At 63.3% G+C, this 19,664-nt stretch carries 6 protein-coding genes; 4 read left to right on the top strand and 2 right to left on the bottom strand.

The features are described 5' to 3' along the window. Entirely contained in the window at positions 1-528 is a 528-nt protein-coding gene (locus AC3WTO_RS28050; RefSeq protein ID WP_492464206.1) for a cytochrome b, read from the bottom strand. A gap of 705 nt (positions 529-1,233) precedes the next feature. Continuing rightward, complete coding sequence (locus AC3WTO_RS28045; protein WP_492464207.1) at positions 1,234-3,243, bottom strand: DEAD/DEAH box helicase; 2,010 nt, start codon at positions 3,241-3,243, stop codon at positions 1,234-1,236. Between the two features lie 304 nt (positions 3,244-3,547). Here AC3WTO_RS28045 and AC3WTO_RS28040 point away from each other — a divergent pair, with 304 nt between their 5' ends. The 4 genes from AC3WTO_RS28040 (at position 3,548) to AC3WTO_RS28025 (ending at position 19,638) form a co-directional block, all read left to right on the top strand. After that, the gene (locus AC3WTO_RS28040) at positions 3,548-4,750 is read left to right on the top strand and encodes an ABC-three component system protein (RefSeq protein WP_492464208.1); all 1,203 of its coding nucleotides are present in this window, start codon (positions 3,548-3,550) and stop codon (positions 4,748-4,750) included. Beyond that, the gene (locus tag AC3WTO_RS28035; RefSeq protein WP_492464209.1) at positions 4,731-5,231 is read left to right on the top strand and encodes a three component ABC system middle component; all 501 of its coding nucleotides are present in this window, start codon (positions 4,731-4,733) and stop codon (positions 5,229-5,231) included. Before AC3WTO_RS28040 ends, AC3WTO_RS28035 begins: the two co-directional genes overlap by 20 nt. Then, the gene (locus tag AC3WTO_RS28030; RefSeq protein ID WP_492464210.1) at positions 5,228-7,156 is read left to right on the top strand and encodes a DUF3732 domain-containing protein; all 1,929 of its coding nucleotides are present in this window, start codon (positions 5,228-5,230) and stop codon (positions 7,154-7,156) included. The genes AC3WTO_RS28035 and AC3WTO_RS28030 overlap by 4 nt, the downstream gene beginning before the upstream one ends. Positions 7,157-7,998: 842 nt before the next feature. After that, entirely contained in the window at positions 7,999-19,638 is an 11,640-nt protein-coding gene (locus AC3WTO_RS28025) for an autotransporter-associated beta strand repeat-containing protein (RefSeq protein ID WP_492464211.1), read from the top strand. Positions 19,639-19,664 lie beyond the last annotated feature (26 nt).

Below are 19,664 nucleotides of genomic sequence, written 5' to 3'. Positions count from 1 at the left end.
TCAGAGCATGCGCGGGAGAACGTCGGTCTCGCCGTCCTTGTCCTGCAGCCGATGCTTCATGGTGCCCGCTATGTGCAGAACGATGCAGGCCAGCAGGAGATAGCCGCAATATTTGTGCAGCGCCTGGAACACCGCGAATGCCGTATCGTTCTTGGGCAAGACTTCAGGCACATGCGAGAGGAAGAAAAAGGGCACGCCGTCGCCCCCGATGATGCTGCTTGACATGGCGTAGCCCAGCAGCGGCGTAAGCAGCGTCAAGGCGATGATCAGCCTGTGGGTTCCGTGAGAGAGCCATTTCTCCCAAGGTTTCAGGGCCTCCGGCGCACGCGGCAGCACGGCATGGTAGCGCCAGCGCAGGGTCAGATGTATCAGCGCCAGCAGCCAGACCAGGATCCCGAATTGCTTGTGGTTGGGATACAAGATGCCGGCGGTTGAATCATCTTCGGCGCGCCCGGTCATGTACCAGCCGCACGCGATCAACCCCAGGATCAGGACCGCACGTAGCCAGTGCAGGATGCGGATCGGCACCGGATATTTGAAGCCGCAGCATCTTCGAAACGTTTCCGTCATGCCGCCGTCCTTGTTGCGGCCGGCTCGCTGCCGACATCGGTTTCTGCGGGATAATACCCTTCAAGCGTCGCGGTTTTGTGCAGCTTGTGCGGAGGTCGTGTGGATTGTGCTTGCTCTCGGCCCTTCACAGCGATCTGTGGCGGCGATGGGGTATAGCCGAGAAGAGGGTATTGCGCATGGATCGTAACATGTTGCGGTACGGTGCCGCTGAATGGCAGCTATGCGCCCTCCTTACGGTCATTCCGGATTCGTCCAGTCAATCCTGAAAGCTGCCGTTTGTTCAGGCCACGGTCTATAGCCGAGTTGGGGCTTTTCCTCCAGTCCGCTTCTGACCGACCGAGCGCCCTATGCGTCACCCAACTTGACCAGCAGAACGAATAGACGATCCGAGGCGGACTTAGGGAAGGCCTTTCGGGGGGGCACTTTTGTGCTTACAACACTTTGAGCTCGCCCAGGTCGGCCTCAGTCTTGGTTAGGATTAACGCGAAGCAGGCGTCGCAACATCGCCTGCTTGTAGAGTAGGCTGTCCCCAGCTTTGGAATTTCGATGCACCGGGTTCCGGCGAGCAGATCATCGCCGCACCGATAGCATTTCGAAAGTCTGGTGACGGGCACCCGCTTAGGGCGTCCGTTCGTTCCGCCGATAAGCGATGGGGTGGGGCCCCTAGGACTGGCTTTTGTCATAGTCCGCCTTCGCCTTTCGGACGCGCCGCACCAACGTTCGAAGCAAATCGTCCAGATCATCAAGGACGGAACGAAATTCTTCAGTCGTCGCTGATTGACGATCTTTACCCAGTCGCTTCTCGATCTCCTTGTTCACCATCATCAAGGCGCAAACGTAGTTGTTCTTACCCGTTAGGCGGAGCGACCTGTACTTGTAGACCATCTCGGTCCCAGCCTGCGTCAGTGCTACATGGTTGAGAAGGATGTTTGCCAGCCGCTTCGCCTGTTCCTGCAGGCGACGGCGCCCTTCCTCCCATTCGCGCTGAGGCTGGACGGCAAAGGGCTCAGCGGCCACGCCCTTGCGGATTGAGGGCTGCTGAGCAATCCGGACCATCTCCTCGGCTTTGCTTGAATCGAGGCCTAGAAGCTTCAGACGCTCACGAATGTCGTCGACGATCTGCGAGTCTTCGACAGAGGTGAAATCCTCCTCCCATAGGCTTTCCACAATCTCGTTGTGGACCACGATCTGGTCACCGGCTCGCAGTCTCGCCGTGCCATCAAGGACAGACTGGGGGACCTCGGGCTCGTCGCCGCCGATGACCTTGTCCCAGAATGCCTGGTCGTCATTCTCGAACTGCTTGAACTCCTTTAGTCGCTGGTCGAGATTCATGCCGAGATGGGTAACGATGTGGCCGACGTTGTCGGGGTGACCAGGATCGTTCTGCACCACGACGCGCATGATGCGGCCGACGAACTGGATGTAAGGCGCAAGCGACCGGAAAGGCCGGAAAATGGCCGCGACGCTCAGCTTTGGATGGTCGAATCCCTCACCTAGCATTTGGACCTGGATAATGCAGTCCAGTGATCCGTTGCGCAGGTTCGCAATGATGGCCCGCTGTTCTTCGTCACTCTGCTTATTGTGGATCACGTCGGCGTTGAAGCCGCGTTCTTGATAGAGCGACCGGATTTCGCGGGCGTGGTTGATCGAACAGGCCACAGCGATGAGCTGATGTTGAGTCCCGCTCTGACGAAGCTCACCTAGCTTCTGAAGGCTGCTGTCGACGATGTGTTGGTTGCACAGTCGCGCCAAAGCGACGCCCCGGCTGAACCACTCTTCTTCCTTGAGTTTAACCACCTCTTCAAGGGTGTAGGTCTTGCCGCGGGCATCCGAAAACCCGAGCTCAATCGTGGATGGCGCCACGTAGCTGGCCTTCAGCCGCTTGATGTATCCTTTGAGCGTTGCGTTCCTGAACGGATAGCGGAACACCAGCTCTCCATCCAACTCCTGGCGGTCGCTGCGAAACGGCGTCGCGGTCAACAGGATGACTTTGGCATTGGGGAACCGGTCGATGACTTTCTGCCAACTCGCGGCGGCGCTGTGGTGTGCCTCATCAACGATAATCATGTCGAAGAAGTCATCGGGGAACTGCGTAAGCCATTTATCGACGTTGGTGGCCAACTGGTGGACGTTGGTAATCACAAGGTGGGATTTTGACGCGACCGAAAGGTTGCCGCTGTCCAGGGTGCAGGCAAGCGGGCCCGCCATCATCTCCTCAGGCGAGAGGACAGCGGCCTTTCGCCAGAAGCACTTCTGTCGGTTTGTGATGTCCATCGCCTCGTAGAGGCCGTCCTTGATGGTCAGGTTCGGGGCGATGACGATTACTCTGCCCTCCGCCAAGCCGAAGGGGAGTAGCGACGCTAAGCCGGTCTTTCCGCAGCCGACCGGGATTTGGAGGATCGCCTTGTTCTTGCCGGCTCGAAAAAAATCGGCTGTGCGTAAGTAACCGTCGCGCTGTGGGTCGCGAAGATTGGGATTGTCCTCGATTTTGAAGTCGAGGTCCAAGAAGAATGTGTCGACCGGCCTGCTAGTGCGGACAAATTTATCCAAGCTGGATTTCTCGAAAATCCACTTCTTGCCGATTTTTTGCGCGGGAATTCGCTGTTCACGGGCCATCGCGTAGAGCGCAGTCTTCCCCATTCCGAGGTACGTGGCCGTCTCTTCCAGTGACATCCAATCGTCCGAAACCATCCAGCAACCTCACGATATGAGATCAAATGATAGCAAACGACAGTTAAAAGTCCATAGTTGGTTTGAGAGGTTGGATAACCGCTCACCACTAGCAACGCTCACGCGTCGTGAGAGATAAGGTGGTCGCAAAAGAGGTTGGGTTCAGTCCAGAATGAGCCAAATAAGCGGTGGAACAGATCGGCGGCTCCGCTAATTTCTGTCGCCCATTCGATGCAATAAGCTAAACTATACCGACGTCTACTTCCTGTGACACATCATTCTTCGTAGCTAGATGCCAAGGGGTCCTGTGGCAGATCATTCAGCAGCCGATCCAGCGAGCGGTTATCTTTTCCAGTGCCGGTACGCACTCCTGGCCGCCTTACAGCGTCAGGACGTAACGCCAGGACTTGAGGTTTCGATCGAATGTTTCGACGACATCGCCTTCTCCAACAACGGCTCGCCTAAGGAGCTTTTGCAGTCGAAACACAGCCTCCAGCCCAAGCCGATGAGCGACCGGGCGGTACAGTTCTGGAACACGATTGGTATCTGGACTAAGCGGCTGAACGATCATCCGGCCGAGCTTGGCAAGATAAAGCTTACCTTTGTGACGACATCGACGCTTGGCGCGGATACCGCAGTCTCGCTGCTCCGGCCGGCCCCCAAGGGCCGAGACGTTTCCAAGGCCGCGGGGAAGCTCGCAATTTCCGCTACCGAGTCGAAAAGCAAAAAGGTTGCTTGGGCGACCAAGCTTTTCCTCGAACAGACGCTCGAGATGCGCGAGCAGATTATTGGGATGGTCGAGATACTCGACGCTTCGCCTACGATCGTTGACGTGAAGGATGAGCTGGCCGCGGCGCTGAAGCGCGCCTGTCGACCCGAACACATCACTGCGTTTCGCGAACGGCTTGAGGGCTGGTGGTTCGCGATCGCGATTGATGCCCTGTCGACCCCAGGCGGAAAGCTGATCCCAGTGTCGCTAATCGATTCCAAGATCGATGATCTGCGCGACGAGTTCGGGCCGGATCAGCTACCAATCGACTATGGCGCGACGGATCCGTCGGGCGAAACGATCGGGTTGCTGGAGCAGCGCCCATTCGTCGAACAGCTTAAGCTCATCGGCCTTGGCCCGACTGGCCAGAAAATCGCCATCGTCGATTATTTTCGGGCGCGTGAGCAGCGTTCCCGCTGGACGCGGGATGGCCTGCTTCGTCAGAACGAGCTCACCGATTATGGGCGCAAGCTAACCGAGCATTGGCAACGACGCAGAGGCGTCGCCGAGGGGCGCCTTCGCAAGGACATGTCGGAGGCCGAGCTGGCTGATATCGGCATGGATGTTTTCTCGACGACTACCGTCAACGCCGTCCCGATCCGCGAAGTGGCCGAAGCGTATGTTTCGCAAGGATCTTATCACATGCTGTCGGACGATCACGTTATCGGGTGGCACCCGCATTATATCGAGCGCTTGAACCCGGCTGCGTCAGGGGATGACGATGAGCCCTGCATGGAATGATCGGTCCGTCGAGGATCAGACTCTCTTCAATCCGGTCTTCTGCGCCTTGCTCCTGCGCGCCGCGAGCCGGGGCTATCAGGAGGGCAACACAGGCCGGGCACTTCCACTCGCCCACGCCTTCCTCGTTCTGCCGATAGTCCTCAATGCGCGCGTTCGCCGCGGACTGCCAACGCTCAAGACCCGCATGACGAGCTGGGTGACCGCGCATCCCGAGTTCAGCGCCGAGTTCGCCGATCGCTGCCGGGAACTGGTCGATACGACCCGCGAGGCAATTCAGCTCGGCTGCGCACAGGACTGGCTGACTATTACCGGAGACGGTCTCCGGCCGGGGACGCGGCGCTTCAAACCCGATCCACCGCGGCTCGATACCGACACTATCGACGTCAAAGATTGCTACCAGGCTGCGCGCTTCGTGGGGCGCTGGATTCCGAAAGATGATCGTCAGTCCACCATCCTATCTATGCTTGGAGTTGCCCCGTGAGCCTTCGGATTCTGGAAATCGGCGTGTACGGGCACAACGGTGAAGTGAACTCGGTCAAGCTTAACGCATCAGGACTGAGCATCATCACCGGGGCCTCCAAGACTGGCAAGTCGTCCCTGATCGACATTATCGAGTATTGCTTTGGCCGGGAACAATGCCACGTCTCGGACGGTGTGATCCGCCAGCATGTCGCGTGGTACGGCATCCTGCTCGACCGGGGCGACAGCCGGATATTCCTCGCACGGCGCAACCCCAAGCCACCGAAGACGCGAGATCCCGACGTCTACTACGCTGTCGGTGCTGATCTGAAAATGCCCCAGCGCGCCGATTGGAACTCCAATATCAGCGTCTCCGACATCGAAGCGATCCTCACATCTTCCGTCGGCATCTCCGAGAATGTAACCACGGTGCCTGAAGGTCAGACGCGCAACCCCATTGCGGCAAATATTCGCCACGCTCTGATGTTCTGCATCCAGGACCAAGACGAAATCGATAGCCGCAAGATCTTGTTCCACCGCCAAAGCGAGCCGTTCCTGCCGCAGACGATCAAAGATGTACTGCCCTATTTTCTCGGGGCGATCGACGAGGATCTATTGCGGCGCAAAGTCCAGCTCGATCTTGAGCGCAAGGAGCTGAAGAAATTGCTCAAGCTGGCTGGCGAGCGCGAGCAGCTTGCCAGCCTTTCGGCGGCACGCACCGAGGACATGTTTCGCGAGGCGCAGTCGGTCGGTTTGTTCCCTCCTGGCAAGCCGCCCGCGCAGGCCGTCGCGCTGGGCGGCCTACGCGCTATTAACCCCGTTGTTCGAGAGGTGCCGGTGCCGCCGGATTCAACGGAACCGATTGCTGTTCTTCGCCGCGAGCGCATCAGGTTGCGGCGCGAACTCGCCGCGCTGAAGGAGCGACTGCGCCAGATCCGACAGGTTGAGGATGTTGCCGATGGCTTTGCTCAGGAAGCCGGTGAGCAAAGAGCAAGACTGGCAAGCCTTGGCCTCGTCACGAAGGGCGACGTTGCCGCCTGTGCACTGTGCGGGTCACCCGACGTCCATGTCCCGTCGGCGGCGGAGATGCACAGGACCCTGAGCGGGATCGAAGAGCAGCTGAACCAAGTCCGTCGCGAAGTTCCGCGCCTGCAGGAAGCGCAAGGGGATCTGGTCGAGCAGCAGAATGGGATCGAGGATGCACTCAAGCGTAACCAGGAGCAGATCGATACACTCGCTAAGCAAGACGACGCCTTCAGATCCGAGCGCGACAGCCAGCTACGACTTGCCCGGACGATGGGGCGTATTGCCTATTTCCTCGAGACGCTACCACCACCGCCTGCGGCGGCCGCATCGACCGAAGAGCTCGATGCCGCGCGCAAGCGTGTCGATGCATTGGAGAAGCTAGTCGATCCCGAAAGCACCGAACAGAGACTGACCTCGATCCTCAATCTGATCGGGGACTACATGACGCGAGATTCAGAGAAACTGGACCTCGAGCATAGCGGCAGTCGCCTAAGGCTCGACATCAAGCAGCTCGCAGTCGTCGCCGACACGCTCGATGGACCGGTTCCATTGTTTCGTATGGGAAGCGGCGAGAACTGGGTGGGCTATCATGTCCTTGCCCATCTCGCGCTTCATCGCTGGTTTCGGCGAAAGCATCGCCCGGTTCCCGGATTCATTTTCTTTGACCAGCCTTCGCAGGCTCATTATCCCCCTGAACAAGATCGCGATGGCGACGTTTCCGGGTTGCCAGACGCCGACCGCGAGGCGGTGTTCAAGCTTTTCAAGCTGATGTTTGACGTGGCGGTCGAACTGGCGCCGAACTTCCAGGTAATCGTGACCGATCACGCGGATCTCCGAGACGGCTGGTTCGCTGATGCCGTCGTCGCGCGATGGCGAGGCCAAGGACTCGTCCCTCAGCACTGGATCGGTGCTCGCGACTGAGATCAGGCGGAGAGCCGCTCGTGGTCGTCTCGCGCACAATGCCTCACGGCTGATGACCTAGGCTCAGCCGTTCGAAGTGCCAACGCGTCCGCGGCCGATTCGGCGGATGTCTGACCGAAAGCCGACAGTCCGCTGTCGGCCCCCTTTGAGACATCCATTTCTTGGCAGCAGAAACCGAGTTGAAGCCAACTACTCTGTAGAGGGTTGCGCCTGTTCGACGAGCAGCCGGAGATGGAGGAATATGCGCAGCCACCAGCGGACGAAGAGCGCGTCCTTCAGACATTCTGCGGTGCGTAAACGCGACGACGGTACAGGGGCCGAATGAGGTGGGTGGCTATCTCACCTTTGACCAGCATGGTTCGGCGAGAATGGGGTCGAGAGGGGAACGGCAGCTGTTGCTGTCGGCGGGGTGGACGCGGTCTCTGGAATAGACGAGTTTTCGGCCGGCTGCTGGCTCGAGACCGGGCTGTCTGTTGCCGCCCAAAAAGACCTTCGAATTGATCCGAGGGCCATGCATTCCAAATCGTGTGGCCCAGTCCTGTCATTCGAGTGGCCGGTTGCGAAAGTCCCCGCAACACAGAGGCGCTCATCGCTAACCTGGTGCTAAGCATAAGGGCGCTCATACCGGCATAAAGTCGGCTTGGCCGGAGTTTTCTGATATTCGCCGGACTATCCTGAAAGACGCACGTCCCAAAAGCATGCACACATTCTAAAATACGAATCGACTGCGGCTGGGTGCGGTGAGGTGTCGATGCGCTGCAGGAGCAAAATTGCTCCGGCAGGACACCTCAGGATGAAATGGCATCTCCTCCTCGGGCGATTGCGCTTTGCGAGGGGGCGTCATGCTCGGCTTAGTCGGATCGCGGCGTTCAGCGCCGGTCGATGCCAGTTCTGCTGCGATACGTGCGCGCATCCTGCGCGGCGGGCGCATGACCAAATGGAAGGGCGAGGTCGCCAGCTACGCCCCGAGCTTCTCGGCCTGTGTTCTGTCCCTGTCGTTCGCCGCTGGGCTGGCGGTCGGTTCCGCCGCTGCCGCGGATCGTTATTGGGACGCCAATGGAACGGCGGTGAACCGGGGTGGTACCGGTGCGTGGAACCTGACCTCTCCGTTCTGGAGCCCAAGCGGCGACGGTGTCAGCGGCCCCTATTCGGCCTGGAACAATGCGGGATTGGACAATGCTTTCTTCGGCGGAACGGCCGGAACGGTCACGCTGGGTGTTCCGATTGCGGTCCACAATCTCACCTTCGAGACCACCGGCTATGTGCTCAGTGGCAACACGCTGACGCTTGGTGGCGTGACGCCGACGATCACGACCAATACAGGCGTCGCGGCCACCATCAATTCCGTCCTGGCAGGCAGCAACGGCTTGACCAAGGCTGGGGCAGGGACGGTTCTACTGAACGGCATCAACAGCTTCGGCGGCACCATCAACGTCCTCGGCGGCACCCTTGCCGTCAATGGCGACGCCGCACTGGGCGCGGCAGGCAACGGTGTGATGCTTGCCGGTGGCGCGGGGCTGAACAGCTCCGCAGCGCTGGGCAGCAATCGCGTGGTGACGCTGCTTGGCAGCGGGCAAAGCACGATCAGCGGTGCCGGCGTCGGCTCAGCGCGGTTCACCGGAGCCGGCGGCATCGCAGCCGGCGGCAGCGTTTCGCTGACCAACAACGCCAACGATTACCAGGGCCCCACCTCATTGTCCGGTGGCGGCACCCTTGTCTTCACCTCCATTGCCAGTCTCAACACGGCAAGCGCGCTCGGTGCGCCGACCGACGCCGCCAGCGGCCTGATTTCCCTCGGCGTGGGGAGTTCCGCGTCGGCGCGTGCCACCTATACCGGCGGCGCCGCTGCTTCGAACCGCAACTGGCGCCTGGGATCCTGGTTCTACGAGACCTCCACCATCGCCAACCAGGGCACCGGCACCCTGACGCTCACCGGCGACATCTACAACAACCACACCAATTCCAGCATCGGGCCCCGCAGCATCGTCTTCAGCGCCGTGTCGGCTGATCTGGAACTGCTCGGCACCATCGCCAGCAGCAATGCCGGCGTCGGTGCCATCTTCAACGGTGGCGGTACGAACCGCAGCATCACCGTCACCGGAACCAACACCTTTGGCGGAACCGCAACGGTGCAGGGCGTGACGGTGAAAGCCAATTCGCTGAAGAACACCGGCACCGCCAGTGCGCTTGGAACGGGCACGAACGGCGGCGTCAGCATCGGCAGTGGAACACTGGCCTACACGGGTGCAGGCGACAGCAGCAATCGCAATTTTGCGCTGGACGGCAATGCCGTCCTTGCCAATGACGGCACCGGGGCGCTGACGTTGAGCGGGAGCTTCGGCTTCGTCTCCGGCGGCGCTGCCGATATGCTGACACTGAGCGGCAATTTTGCCGGCACCAACATCCTGTCCGGCGTCCTGTCCGGAAATGGCAATCTGGTTTCCGCAGGTGCAGGCACCTGGCGGCTGAATGGCGCCAATGCCTATGCGGGCACCGTGACCGTCGAGAGCGGCACGCTTGTCGCCGGCAGCGCGCAAGCCTTCGGCACGACCCCGAACGCCGCGACGGTCAATGGCGGCACGCTCGACCTCAACGGTTTCGACACGAGCTTCACATCGCTTGCCGGCAGCGGCGGCAGCGTTGCCCTGGGCACAGCGCAACTGACCGTGAAGGGGACCGCCAGCACGATTTATGGCGGCAGCATCGCCGGTACCGGCGGGCTTCTCAAGCAAGGCACCAGCACGCTGACGCTTTCCGGCGCGAGCACCTACAGCGGTGCAACCACGGTCAATGGCGGCGGGCTGGTGCTCGACTTCACCGGTCCCGGTGCTCCGCTCGCCGGCATCATCTCAAGCGCGTCGACGCTGAACCTGGCCGGCGGCACGCTGACGCTGTTCGGCGATGCGGGCCGGGCGAATATCCAGACGTTCAACGGCCTCAACGTCACCGCCGGCAACAACAGGATAGGCGCGCAGGCCAGTGGGGCAGGCAGCGTCACCGTCAATCTCGGCGCAATCAACCGCACCGGCGGTCTGATCGATTTCGCACTACCCACCAGCGGCAACTTCACCACGTCCAATACGGTGCTCGGCGGCTGGGCCACGGTCAACGGCTCCGACTACGCCAAGGTCGTCGGCGGCAACATTATGGCCTTCACCGCCGCCGACTATACCGGGCAGGACGACGCCAGCCTGTGGGCTGCGGGACAATATGTGACCGATGACGACGGTCATGCCGGTAGCTTCTACAACACCGTGAGCGGCAGCGTTCAACTCGGCGGCCTGCGCTACACGCAGGTTGGGGCGTCGACGGTCACGATCGCTGCGGGCCAGACGCTCGGCATCGATGGCGCCATCATTGTCGCTGCGACAGCGGGCGCGTTCGACCGGACGCTGACCGGCGGCGCCATCACCGGCAGCGCCGGTGGCGGTGTCCTTGGCCTGCTGCACAATGCCGGCGGCACATTCGCCATCGACGCCACGATCGTCGACAATGGTGGCGCAACCGGTTTCACCAAGGCCGGCGCCGGCACGGCGAGGCTGGGCGGCGCCAACACCTATACTGGCGTCACCACGCTGAGCGGCGGCACACTGCAAATCACCAGCCTGGCCAGTGCGGGCAACGCTTCGAGCATCGGCAGCGCCCCGGCGGATCCTGGCAATCTTGTCCTCGAAAGCGGCACGCTGGCCTATGTCGGCGGCACGGATACGGCTACCGATCGCGGCTTCACCCTGGTCAATGGCGGCGCCGGTGCGCCGGTCATTGATGTCAATGCGGGCCGGGTCATCGGCTTTTCCGGCAAAGTGACGAGCCCGGACGATGCCGGCCTGACCAAGACCGGCCTCGGCACGCTGGTCCTCGCCAATGCGGCGAACGACTATGTCGGCGTCACCACCATCACCGGCAGCAGCGGCAGCCAGGCCAGCACCATCTCGGTGAACACGCTGGCCAATGGTGGGATTGCCAGCGGCATCGGCGCGGCATCCAGCGATTCCGCCAGCCTTGTGCTCAGCCAGGGCGGTCGGCTGCAATATACCGGCGGCACCGTCGCCATCGACCGCGGCTTCACGCTCGGCGCCGGCGGCGGCCGCATGGATGTCGCCCTGGCCAGCACCACGCTGACCGTCAGCGGCGCCGCCGTCGGTGCGGGCTCCCTGACCAAGGAGGGCGACGGCACGCTCCTGCTCTCCGGTCCCAACACCTATTCCGGCGACACCATCGTCAATGGCGGGACGTTGCGCGCGGGCTCGGCGCAGGCCTTTGGCACCACGGCCTTCATGACCGTCAACAGTGGTGCCAGGCTCGAGCTCGGCGGCTACGATACCACCGTGTCCGGGCTGCTCGGCGCCGGCACGGTCGACCTTGGCGGCAACACGCTGATATCGAGTGCCGGTTCCGCCAACGGTTTCTCGGGCCGGATAACCGGCACCGGCGGCTTCACCCGCACCGGTAGCTGGACCCAGACCCTCAGCGGATGCGCCAACGACTATACCGGCAAGACCACCATTGGCGGCGGCGGCGCGCTCTCCGTCGATTGCCTTGCCAATGGCGGCATCGCCAGCGGCATCGGCGCCTCCAGCGCTGCATCGGCCAACCTGATCTTCGCCGACGGCACGCTCGCCTACGGCGGCGGCAGTGTCACCACCGATCGGGGTTTCACGCTGCAGTCCAGCAGCGGCACCCTCAATGTCGCGAATGCCGCGACGACACTCACATTCACCGGCCAGGTCGTCGGTGGCGGCGGCCTGATAAAGACCGGTGCCGGCACATTGGTGCTGTCCGGCGTTAACACCTATACCGGCGCTACCTATGTGCGCACCGGCACCTTGCGCGCCAATTCGAGCCGCGCCTTCGGCGGCACCGGGCCTATGATTTTGGACAATACCGCCGGCGCGACGCTCGATCTCGCCGGCTACGACACCAGCGTGGGCTATCTGGAACTCGGCGGTGTGCTCGGCGGCAACGTCCTCCTCGGCGGCGCCACGCTGACGATCGCGGCCGGCAACAATTCGGCCACCTCCTATTTCGCCGGCGCCATCAACGGCGCCGGCCGCCTGGTCAAGAACGGCACCGGAACCCAGAAGCTGCGCAGCTGCACCAGCAGCTACACCGGCAGCACCACCATCAATGGCGGCGTGCTGATGGTGGATTGTCTCGGCAATGGTGGCGTCACCAGCTCGATCGGGCTTTCCAGCGCCGATGCCAGCAATCTGGTAATCAATGGCGGCACGCTGCGTTATGCCGGCACAGGCGGCAGCACCGATCGCCGCTTCACGCTTGGCGCCAGTGCCGGCAACACGCTCGATGCCTCGGGCACCGGCGCGATCAATTTCACCAGCACCGCGCCAGTGACCTTCGCCGCCGCCAACACCGCGCAGACCCTGACGCTGACCGGCACCAGCACGGCCGACAACAGGCTCGGCGCGCAGCTGACCAACAACGGCACCGGCGCAACCGCGCTGACCAAGACGGGAACCGGTACCTGGATCCTGACCAATCCGGCCAGTACCTATACCGGCGTCACCACCATCAGCGGCGGCGTGCTCGGCGTGGACAAGCTGGCCGATGGCGGGCTGGCGAGCAGCCTCGGTGCATCCTCGGCGGCAGCATCCAACCTGATCATCGGCAATGGCTCGACGCTGCGCTACACCGGCGCCGGCGACAGCACCAATCGCCTGTTCACGCTTTCGTCCGGCGTGACCTTCATCGAGTCTTCCGGCACCGGTGCGGTGGTCTTCACCGATACCGGCCCGGTCACCCTGGCCGACGCCAACCAGGCCCGCACGATCGCGCTCGGCGGCAGCAATACCGGCAACAACACGCTTGCCGGCTCGATCGGCGATGCTGGCACCGGCAAGACCATCCTGGCCAAGAATGACGCCGGCACCTGGGTTTTGACCGGCAACAACACATTCACCGGTAACACGGTCGTCAATGCCGGCCGGCTGGTACTCGGCAATGGCGGCACTACCGGCTCGGTCGCCAGCGACATCATTGTTGCCGGCGGCTCCTTCGCTTTCAACCGCTCCGACAGCTACAGCTATGCCGGCATGATCTCGGGCGCCGGCGGCATCGACCAGATCGGGTCGGGCACCACCATCCTGACCGGAGCCAACAGCTACAAGGGCGCGACCACCATCAATGCCGGCACGCTGATCGTCAACGGCAACCAGACCGCCGCGACAGGAGCGACCAACGTCAATTCCGCGGCCGTTCTGGGCGGCACCGGCATCGTCGGCGGCGATGTCTTCGTTGCCGGCGGCACACTGGCCCCAGGCAGCAACGGCGCTGGCACACTCACGATCAACGGCAACCTCGCGCTCGACGCGACGTCGAAGCTCTCCATGCAGTTCGGCCAGGCGGGGACTGCCGGAGGCGCTTTCAACGACCTCATCGACGTCAAGGGCAACCTGATTCTCGACGGCACGCTCAACGTGGCGGAGACGCCCGGCGGCGCCTTCGGCCCCGGCGTCTATCGCATCATCTCCTATAGCGGCGGCCTGACGGACAATGGGCTGAATGTCGGCACCCTGCCGTCGGGCACCGGGGTCATCCAGACATCGGTCGCCGGGCAGATCAATCTGCTCGCCGGCGGCAACAATTTCAGCTTCTGGGACGGCGATCTCGGGCCGAAATTCAACGGCGTCGTCAATGGCGGCTCCGGTACCTGGCAAAGCAATGCCGGTAACGACAACTGGACGGAGACGACCGGCAATGTGAATGCTGCCTATGCTGACGGCACCTTCGCGATCTTTGCTGGTACAGCGGGTACAGTGACGGTCGACAACAGCCTGGGCGCGGTCACCGCTTCGGGCATGCAGTTCGCGGCCAATGGTTATCTGGTCAACGGCGGCGCGCTGGCGCTGGTCGGTCCGCAATCGACGATCCGTGTCGGTGAAGGCACTGTCGCAGGCGTCGGGATGACCGCGACCGTCGCGACGACCTTGTCGGGGAACACGCAACTGGTGAAGACGGATGCAGGCACGCTCGTGCTCACCGGCGCCAACACCTATACCGGCGGCACCTCGGTCGATGGTGGTACGTTGCGCGTTGCTGCCGACAACAATCTCGGCGCGGCGGCCGGTGGACTCGGCTTCAACGGTGGCGCGCTGAACACCACCGCCACCTTCGCCACCAGCAGGGCCGTGACGCTGTCCGGCGCCGGAACGCTGCTCACCGACACCGGTACGACCCTGACGCTGTCCGGTCCGATCACCGGCGGTGGCGCGCTGACCAAGAGCGGTGCCGGCACGTTTGTCTTGACCGGCGCCGCCTCGCATGGCGGCGGCACCACCATCGCGGCAGGCATGCTGCAGGTCGGCGGCGGCGGCACCAGCGGTAGCATCTCGGGCAACATCGTCAACAACGGCGTGCTGGTGTTCGACCGTTCGGACGCCCTGCTTTATGCCGGTTCCATCTCGGGCAACGGCACGCTCACCAAGAATGGTGCCGGCACGCTGACGATGACGGGTGTCAGCAGCTATGCTGGCGCGACAGCGGTCAATGCGGGCACGCTGGAGCTGCGTTCCGGCGGCCAGATCAACGCGACGGCAAGTCTTAACATCGGTGGCGGCGGTCAGGTGGTCGTCGATGGCACGGGCTCGCGCCTCTTCGCGGGTTCCGCCGCGTCCGTTGTCGGCGGTGCCGGCTCGGGCACCTTGACGGTGCGCGATGGTGGCTTCGCCTCATTCGCCAACCTGAACGTGGGCAACGGTACCGCTAGCACCGGCGTGCTGAGCGTCATCGGTACGGGCTCCCAAGTGGCGCAGACCGGAATTGCCACTTTCGGACTGGGTGGCAGGGCGACAGTCACGATCCTCGACGGCGGCCGCATGACTTCATCTGGCGCCAGCGCGCTTGTCGGTGGTCAGCTCCCAACCGCTGCCACAGGCACGGTGACGGTCTCGGGAACCGGCTCGCGATGGGATGTCGCGAATGCCCTCAACGCGCGCAGGGGCAGCATCACCGTTGCCGATGGTGGTCTTGTTACCGCAGGGTCGTCGGTGATCGGCTTCACGGGCGCGGGCATCAACAATCCGACTGCCGACCTGATCGTTACCGGCGCGGGTTCGCGCTTCGAGACGAGTGGCGCCCTCGGGATCACCAACTCCGCCGCCAACAGCGCCAGGGGTGCCATCACCATCGCGGATGGCGGCACGGTCAAGGTCGGCGGCGGTACGCTGGCGATGGGGCCTGGCGATGCCGTTCTCAACATCGGTGGTGTCGCCGGTGGCGCGGCAGCTCATGCCGGTTTCCTGGAGGCGGCGGCGGTCACTTTCGGCGCGGTCGGCAACCGCATCAACTTCAATCATGACGACAGCGGCTATATGTTCGGCGCCGCGGTCTCCGGTGCAGGCGCGCTCGAACACAACGGTGCCGGTGCGACCGTGCTGATCGGGGCCAACAGCTATACAGGCGCCACCACCGTCAATGCCGGCAGCCTCTACGTCAACGGCATCCAGGCGGCGGCGACCGGTCTTGTCACGGTCAAGTCCGGCGCCACGCTCGGCGGCAAGGGTAGCATCGGCGGCGATGTCGTCATCGCCAATGGTGGCACGATCAATCCGGGCGATCTCGGCATCGCGCCGGGGACGCTGGGCATCGCCGGCAACCTGACGCTGAATGGCGGCGCGACGCTCAACTTCAGCCTCGGCCAGGCCAATGTCCCGGGCGGTCCACTCAACGACCTCATCGATGTCGGCGGCGACCTCGTGCTGGCCGGTACGCTCAACGTCACCACCTCCGGCGGCGGCAGCTTCGATCCGGGCATCTACCGCGTCATCAACTATGCCGGTTCGCTGACCAACAACGGGCTGACCACCGGTGCGATGCCTTCGCCCGATTTCTATGTGCAGACCTCGATCAACCACCAGGTCAATCTGGTCAACACCGCCGGCATGGCGCTGCGCTATTGGGACGGCGATGCCGGGCCGAAGAACAACGGAGCGGTCGAGGGCGGCAACGGCAGCTGGCAGGCCTTCGGAACCGCGCCGGGCATCGGCAACGACAACTGGACGGAAGACGGTGCGGCCAACGCGCCATTCGAGGACGCGGCTTTCGCGGTGTTCATGGGCGCGGCTGGCAACGTCACGGTCGATATCAGCAAGGGCGCGGTCAATGCGTCCGGCATGCAATTCATGACGGATGGTTATGTCGTCGACGGCGACGCCATCAATCTTGTCGGCGCACCGGCTTCGGTGATCCGCGTCGGCGATGGCACCACGGCAGGAGCGGGGACGACGGCAACGATCCGCTCCGCCCTCAACGGCGCGTCCCAACTGGTCAAGTCCGACATGGGCACGCTGATCCTGACTGGCAGCAACGGCTATGCCGGCGGCACCGCGATCAATGGCGGCGTGCTGCAGGTGGCTGCCGACACCAATCTCGGCGCGGCGTCGGGCAGCCTCACCTTCAATGGCGGCGCGCTGCAGACCACGACCAGCTTCACCACCAGCCGCGATCTGACTTTCACCGGCGCGGGCACACTGCGCACCGACGCCGGTACCACGCTGACACTGGGTGGAGCGGTTGTCGGCGCGGGCATGCTTAGCAAGGACGGCGCGGGCTCGCTGGTATTGTTGCGCGATGCGGCGCATGCCGGCGGCACGACCATTGCGCAAGGCACGCTGCAGCTCGGCAATGGTGGCACCACCGGCGCTCTCGCCGGCGACGTCGTCAACAACGGGCAGCTCGTCGCCGACCGTTCGAACGCGCTCACCCTCGGCGGCCGGATCACCGGCAGCGGCGGGTTTATCCAGGCGGGCAGCGGTACCACGGTGCTTACCGGCAACAATGGCTATCTCGGCTCGACCGTCGTCGGCGCCGGCAGGCTGTTCGTCAATGGTGACCAGTCTGCGGCGACAGGCGCCACCACGGTTGCCGGCGGCGCCACGCTGGGCGGTGCGGGCATCATCGGTGGCGACGTGTCACTCGCCGACGGTGCGGTCCTGGAACCCGGCAGCATGGCCGGAGCGGCGAGCACGCTCACCATCAAGGGCCATCTGTCGCTCGCCGGCGGGTCGAAACTGAACATGCAGTTCGGTGAGGCCAATATCGCCGGAGGCGCATTCAACGATCTCATCGAGGTCGGCGGCAACCTGACGCTGGCCGGCACGCTCGACGTGTCGGTCTCGCCGGGCGGTGTGTTCGGCGCGGGCATCTACCGCGTCATCAACTATGCCGGCGCGCTCACCAACAACGGGCTGGCGCTCGGCGTGATGCCGGCCGACAGCAAGCTGTTCCTGCAGACCTCGGTCGCCGGGCAGGTCAACCTCGTCAACCATGCCGGGCTGACGCTCAACTATTGGGACGGCGAAGCCGGGCCGAAATTCGATCACAGCATCACCGGTGGCAATGGCAAGTGGCAGAACAGCCTCGGCAACGACAACTGGACCGATGCCGGCGGTGACATCAACGCGCCTTACACCAACGGCTCCTATGCGATCTTTACCGGTGCGGCGGGAATAGTCTCGGTCGACAACAGCCTCGGCCAGGTGGCGGCGACGGGTATGCAATTCGCGGTCGACGGCTATCGCATCGAGGGGGGCGACCTTGCCCTGACCGGTGCGCAGGCGGTGATCCGCGTCGGCGACGGCACCGCCGCCGGGACAGGCATGACGGCCACCATCGCGTCAGCGCTGACCGGTTCATCGCAACTGGTGAAAAGCGATGCCGGCACGCTCGTGCTCGCCGGCGCCAACAGCTATGGCGGCGGCACTTCGCTGCTGGGCGGTACGGTGCAAGTGGCGGCAGACAGCGCATTGGGCGACAGCAGCGGGCGCGTCTCGTTCAGCGGCGGCACCCTGCGCACGACCAGCAACATAACCAGCAATCGCGCCGTCGACTTCGCCGGGGCCGGCACAGTCTCCACCGATGCCGGCACCAGTCTCACGCTCAACGGCGTGCTGTCCGGCAGTGGCGCCTTCACCAAGGCCGGCGCGGGCGTGCTGACGCTCACCGCCGACAACGCCGGCTATAGCGGTATCGGCACGGTGGGCGCCGGGACGCTTGTCGTCACCGGCACGGCTGGCGGCAACTGGATCGTCGACAAGAACGCGCGGGTCGAAGGCACCGGCCGGGTTGGTCCGGTGAACAATGCCGGCACGATCGCGCCAGGTGATCTCGGCACGCTGACGATCCAGGGCGACTATACCGGAAATTCCGGCCGCCTCGAAATCGCGACGGTGCTGGGCGGCGACGGCGCGCAAACCAGCCGTCTGGCGATTACGGGGGCCACGGCGGGCGACACGCGCATCACCGTGACCAATCGCGGCGGCCTCGGTGCGCAAACGGTCGAAGGCATCAAGATCGTCGATGTCGGCGGTGCTTCGACTGGCACCTTCGCGCTCGACGGCGACTACGCCTTCGATGGCCAGCAGGTCGTGGTCGGCGGCGCCTATGGCTATCGGCTCTACAAAGGCGGCGTTGCCATGCCGAACGACGGCGACTGGTATCTGCGCTCGGCCCTGCTCGATCCGCAGAAGCCGGAAGAGCCGCGGCAACCGCTCTATCAACCCGGCGTGCCGGTCTATGAAAGCTATGCCGGTGCGCTGCAGCAGTTCAACAAGGCAGCTACCTTGCAACAGCGCGTCGGCAGCCGGGTCTGGAGCCCGCGCGCAGGCGCGGAACGTCAGGCGAAGCCCGACGACGGTGTCTGGGCGCGCATCGAGGCCGCGCACAGCAAGATCGACTCCGGCGCCTCGACCAGCCAGTCTACCTATGATGCCGATGTGTGGAAGTTCCAGACCGGGGTCGAAGGCGTCCTCCGCGAAACCGCGGCGGGACGTTTCGTCGGCGGTGTCTTTGCTTCTTATGGCACATTGTCGTCCGGTGTCCGCTCGCCCTATGGCTATGGCGGCATCAAGGCCGAAGGTTATGGCCTCGGCGCAACGCTGACATGGTACGGCGATAACGGCTTCTACGCCGACGCCCTGGCGCAGGTGACCTGGTACGACAGCGACCTGAGTTCGGTCACGGCAAGACGCGAACTGGCCAATGGCAACAATGCGACCGGATACAATCTGAGCATCGAGGCCGGCCAGCGTTTCGATCTCGGTGCCGGCTGGTCGCTGACGCCGCAGGCGCAACTGGCCTATTCCTCGGTGCATTTCAGCGATTTCACCGATGTGTTCGGAGCTCATGTTTCGCTGGACGGCAGCCGTAGCCTGATGGGCCGTGTCGGTGTGGCCACCAACTATGATTTCGAGTGGCATCAATCGAGCGGGGATGTCGGTCAGGCCCGTCTCTACGGCATCGCGAACCTCTACCACGAGTTTTCCGGTGCATCGAAGGTCGACGTTTCCGGCGTGTCGTTCACGGCGCGCGGTGACCGCATCTTCGGCAGCATCGGCGTCGGCGGTTCGCTCGGCTGGGACGGCGACAAATATTCGCTCTACGGCGAAGCGCGGCTGGGCTCGAGCCTGAAATCCCTGGGCGACAGCAGGACAGTCGGCGGCACCGTCGGCTTCCGGATGAACTGGTGATCCCATTGAACGCCGCCCTTCTCCAG

The organism is Mesorhizobium sp. EU05-FHT14A09 (assembly GCF_058790995.1).
This window is presented reverse-complemented; position numbering and strand designations above follow the sequence as displayed.